At 70.3% G+C, this 4805-nt stretch carries 4 protein-coding genes and 1 tRNA gene; 1 reads left to right on the forward strand and 4 read right to left on the reverse strand.

The features are described 5' to 3' along the window. Positions 1 to 315: 315 nt before the first annotated feature. From DW297_RS06200 to serS, 4 genes are all read right to left on the reverse strand, one after another. Positions 316 to 1545: an LCP family protein gene (locus tag DW297_RS06200; RefSeq protein ID WP_136030468.1), complete on the reverse strand. Its 1230-nt coding sequence runs from the start codon at positions 1543 to 1545 to the stop codon at positions 316 to 318. A gap of 52 nt (positions 1546 to 1597) precedes the next feature. Continuing rightward, positions 1598 to 1682: transfer RNA gene (locus tag DW297_RS06205), tRNA-Ser, on the reverse strand. 42 nt (positions 1683 to 1724) lie between these two features. Next, positions 1725 to 2546 carry an HAD family hydrolase gene (locus DW297_RS06210; RefSeq protein ID WP_136030471.1) on the reverse strand — a complete coding sequence of 274 codons (822 nt, stop codon included), beginning with the start codon at positions 2544 to 2546 and terminating at the stop codon, positions 1725 to 1727. After that, the gene (gene serS, locus DW297_RS06215) at positions 2543 to 3847 is read right to left on the reverse strand and encodes a serine--tRNA ligase (protein WP_136030473.1); all 1305 of its coding nucleotides are present in this window, start codon (positions 3845 to 3847) and stop codon (positions 2543 to 2545) included. Before serS ends, DW297_RS06210 begins: the two co-directional genes overlap by 4 nt. 56 nt (positions 3848 to 3903) lie before the next feature. Here serS and DW297_RS06220 point away from each other — a divergent pair. Beyond that, positions 3904 to 4805: diacylglycerol/lipid kinase family protein (locus tag DW297_RS06220; protein WP_136030475.1), on the forward strand; the 902-nt coding region annotated here is incomplete at its 3' end.

Below are 4805 nucleotides of genomic sequence, written 5' to 3' on the forward strand. Positions count from 1 at the left end.
CCGCCGGGCACGCCCGCGCACCCGGCGGCTCCGGCCGATCCGAGCGCCGGATCGCTCGCGACCACCGGCGGCAGCACGTCGCCCTGGGTCCTGACCGGCGGAACGGTGCTCGCGCTCATCGGCGCCGGGCTCGTGGCAGCGCACGTCGCGCGCACACGTCGCGCGCGCTGACGCCGGGCACCGCCCCACGCACGGAGGGCGGGGGCGAGGTCTCACGACCTCGTCCCCGCCCTCCGTGCGTGCCGGCTGGAGCCTCGATCGCTCTGGGGCGGACGGGTCCGCGCCCGGCCGCGCGCAGAGACGACGCCTGGCGCGTCAGCGCACGTTGCCGTTGGAGCAGGTCTGCTGTGCGGCCGAGTTGCCCTTGATGCTGTCGGGCAGCGCCACCACGTCGCTCGGCGTCGCGTTGGGATCGGGCGTCGCCTCCACGGGGGTGGTGGGCTCCGCCACGATCACCCCGTCGTTGCTCGTGTTCTGATGCGTGACCTGGAGCTGGGCGTTCTTCTCGATCGCATCCCACATCACGTCAGCCGCCTGCGTGTTCGGAACCACCTTGTTGGGGTCGGCGCTGTCCTGGTTCGTCGGGTACTGGAGGAACACGATGTCCTCGAAGGGAACGGACTTCACGGCGAGCGCGATCTGCGCGATCTTCATCGGATCGGCGAGCGACGTGCTGGTCTCGAGGTTCTGGAGGCCGATGTTGGCGAGCTTCAGCATGACCGGGACGTTGCCGAGGGTGTCGCTGCTGATCAGCGCGCGCGCGAGGCTCGACATGTACTGCTGCTGGTTGCCGATGCGTCCCAGGTCGCTGCCGTCGCCGACGCCGTGCCGGGTGCGCAGGAACTGCAGCGCCTCGAGGCCCTGGAGCCAGTGCGTGCCCGCCTCCATGTCGAGGCCCGTGTAGCGGTCCTTGATCGGGTTGGCCAGGCAGACCTCCACACCACCGATCGCGTTGGTGATCTCGATCACGCCGCCGAACGTGACGGATGCCGCGAACTGCACCTCCTGGTCGGTCAGCTGCGAGATCGTCTGGACGACGCAGTTGAGGCCGCCGTCGGTGTAGGCGGTGTTGAGCGGCTGCTTGCTCATGGCGGAGTGGACGTTGCCGTCCTCGTCCTCGCACTCGGGGATCGGCACCATGAGGTCACGCGGGAAGCTGACCACCGTGATCCGCCGGGGTTCCTGCGAGACGTGGACCAGCAGGTTCACATCGTTGAGCGTGCCCCCCGCGTCGCGACCCGTGCAGCGATCGCCGAAGAGATCCTTGTACTTCTCCTCGCACGTGTCGACGCCCGTGAGAACGAGGTTGAAACCACCCTTGTACTCGCCGATGTCCGGCGGAACGTCTTCCTGACCGTCGAGATCGACCGCGTTGGCGGAGACCGTGCTGGAGAAGTCGTAGAAGATGTAGGTGCCGACACCGATGCCACTGACCAGCACCACGGCCAGGCCGATCGCGATGAACTTCATCAGCTGACCCAGGGTGCCGGGGGTGTGCTGCTGACCGTGTCGCGCGAGGGTATGACGGCGTCGGTTGTCGCTCACTCGGGCCCTTTCGGATTCGGCACGGCGCGGTGGGTTCGCCGTGCTCGGTATGCGGAGGGTGTGGGATTCGAACCCACGAGACATCTCTGCCCACTGGTTTTCAAGACCAGCTCCATCGGCCGCTCGGACAACCCTCCCGACAGATACGTCTGCCGACCAGGCGTGAGTCTAGCCGAACTCTATTCTCGTGCGTCGACCTGGGCGGGCGCTGGAAGCGTGTCGAGCGCGGTCGCGAGGCCCCCCGTTTCGACGTCGGTCGTGACCTCTCCCGCGGCGTCCTTCACCTCGTCCGGCGCCTGCCCCATCGCCACCGCACGGCCCCCGCCCGCGAGGGCCCAGCCGAACATCCCGATGTCGTTGCGACCATCCCCCGCGACCAGCACGCGGTCGCGCTGCAGTCCGAGCTCGTGACGCACCCGCTCCAGCGCCGTTCCCTTGTCGACGCCCTGCGGAGCGATGTCGAGCCAGGCGGTCCAGCCGATCGCGTACGACACCTCGTTGAGCCCCGCGTCGGCCACGAGCCGGTGGAAGTCGTCCTCGTCGTGATCCGGCGAGACGACCACGATGCGCGACACCGGGAGATCCCCGAGCCGGTCGAAGTCGACCTGCCGTCCGCCGTCGAGCGTCCAGTCGTCGAGCTGCTCGGTGAAGAGCCGCTGTCCGGAGCCGAGCTCGACCATGTATCGCGCGTCCGGGAGGCGGTCACGGAGCAGAGCCAGCGCGGGAGTCGGGTCGAAGGTCTCGACGTGCCAGCGCTCCCACCGGTCGCCCACGCGCCGCATCGTCACTGCGCCGTTCGAGCAGACGACGAGATCCGCCGTGAGACCCAGCTCCTCCACGTAGCGCTGCGTCCCCATCCAACTGCGCCCCGTCGCGATCGTGACCAGGTGTCCGGCGTCGCGCACGCGGGCGATCGCCTCCGGCACACCGGGGCTCATGGTCTCGTCCTGGAGCAGGATCGTGCCGTCGACGTCGAGGCCGACCAGCCAGGGCGCGCTCACCGGGCGGCCTGCGCGTCGGCGAGCGGGCGGATCACCTCGAGTCCGCCGAGGTAGGGGCGCAGCACCTCGGGCACCCGCACGGAGCCGTCCGCCTGCTGGTGCGTCTCGAGCAGGGCGACGATCCACCGGGTGGTCGCGAGCGTGCCGTTGAGCGTGGCCACGTGCTGCGTCTTCGGCGCGGACGCCCCCTCCTCCACCGGCGGCCGGTACCGCACGTCGAGGCGCCGGGCCTGGTAGGTCGTGCAGTTCGAGGTCGAGGTGAGCTCGCGGAACGCACCCTGGGTGGGCACCCACGCCTCGATGTCGTACTTGCGCGCGGCGCTCGAACCGAGGTCGCCAGCGGCGACATCGATCACGCGATACGCGAGGCCGAGCGCGGTGAGCATCTGCTCCTGCAGCGCGACCAGCCGCAGGTGCTCGGCCTCCGCGTCCTCGGCCGAGGTGTAGACGAACATCTCGAGCTTGTTGAACTGGTGCACGCGGATGATGCCGCGGGTGTCCTTGCCGTGCGATCCCGCCTCGCGGCGGTAGCACGTGGACCAGCCCGCGTAGCGGAGGGCGCCGTCGGACAGGTCGACGATCTCGTCCTTGTGGTAGCCGGCGAGCGCGACTTCGCTCGTGCCGACCAGGTACAGGTCGTCGTCCTTGTCGAGGTGGTACACCTCGTCCGCGTGCTCGCCGAGGAAGCCGGTGCCCTGCATGATCTCCGGCCGCACGAGCGTGGGCGTGATCATCGGCACGAAGCCGTTCTGCAGCGCCGTGTCGAGCGCGAGGTTCATGAGGGCGATCTCGAGCCGGGCGCCGATCCCGCGCAGGAAGTAGAAGCGCGCGCCGGAGACCTTCGCGCCGCGCTCCATGTCGATCGCGCCGAGCAGCTCCCCGAGCTCGAGGTGGTCGCGGGGCTCGAAGTCGAACGCCGGGACGTCGCCCACCCGCCGCAGCTCGACGAAGTCCTCCTCGCCCCCCGCCGGCACACCGTCGATCACGACGTTCTCGATGCGCGCGAGGGCCGCGGCCGCGTGCTCCGAGGCTTCGTTCGCGGCGTGCTGCGCCTGCTTCACGCGGTCGGCGAGGTCCTTCGCCTGGGCGACGAGCGCCGCCTTCTCCTCCTTGGGGGCCTTGGCGACCTGCTTGCCGAAGGCGTTCTGCTCGGCACGCAGCTCTTCGAACGCGGCGAGCGCGGCCCTGCGCGATCGATCGGCCTCGAGTGCGACGTCGACGGTGCTCTGGTCGTTGCCACGGGCAGCCTGCGAACGGCGGACGATCTCCGGGTTTTCGCGGAGGAGTGCGAGGTCGATCATTCCGCAAGTCTACGAGGTGCGGCGGAGCCCCTCGGCTGCCGGTCTAGAGTAGCGCCATGCGCACGAGCCCCCCTGTCACCTCGCAGGCGGCACTCGTGTACAACCCGGTGAAAGTGGACGGGAAGCGGCTGCGGGCGCAGGTTCGAGACCTGTGCCGCGAGGCGGGCTGGCAGCACCCGGCGTTCTACCCGACGACGGTCGACGACGCCGGGCAGGGAGCCACGGCCGAGGCGCTCGCCCGTGGTGTGGACGTGGTGCTGGTGGCGGGCGGCGATGGCACGGTGCGCGCGGTCGCGGAGGCCATCGCCGGCACCGGGGTGCCGCTCGCGATCCTGCCGAGCGGCACCGGCAACCTCCTCGCGCGCAACCTGGGACTGCCGCTGACCGACCCCGCCGAGATGATCCGTGCCGCTCTGGGCGACTTCCGCCACCCGATCGACATCGGCTGGGCACGGCTCACCCGCGCGGACGGCGAGGAGGTCGAGCATGCCTTCGTGGTGCTCGCCGGCATCGGCCTGGATGCCGACATGATCGCGAACACGCGCTCCGACCTGAAGCGATCGGTCGGGTGGATCGCGTACGTCGACGGTGCTGCGCGATCGCTCCCCCGGGCCCAGCCGTTCCGCGCCGTCTACCAGATCGGTGAGGGGCGCCTGCACTCCACCAAGGTCCACAGCATCCTGTTCGCGAACTGCGGCACGCTGCCCGCCGGCATCTCGCTGATCCCCGACGCGTCGATCACCGATGCCGCACTCGACGTCGCCGTGATCCAGCCGACCGGTGTGCTCGGCTGGCTGGGTGTGTGGCGCAAGATCTGGTGGGACAACTCGGTGCTGCGCCGCTTCCGCGCGGGACGCCTCGTGCTGGAGCGCCGCGGCACGGACGCCTCGGTGCACTACTTCCGCGGCGCGGCGGCCGAGGCGGCGGCGCCCGCTCCCACGCCCGTCGAGCTCGACGG

It is taken from the genome of Microbacterium sp. PF5, assembly GCF_004794315.1.
Classification (GTDB): domain Bacteria; phylum Actinomycetota; class Actinomycetes; order Actinomycetales; family Microbacteriaceae; genus Microbacterium; species Microbacterium sufflavum.

Coding starts and splice junctions, on each gene's coding strand:
- serS (WP_136030473.1), bottom strand. CDS start 3,847: ATGATCGACCTCGCACTCCTCCGCGAAAACCCGGAGATCGTCCGCCGT.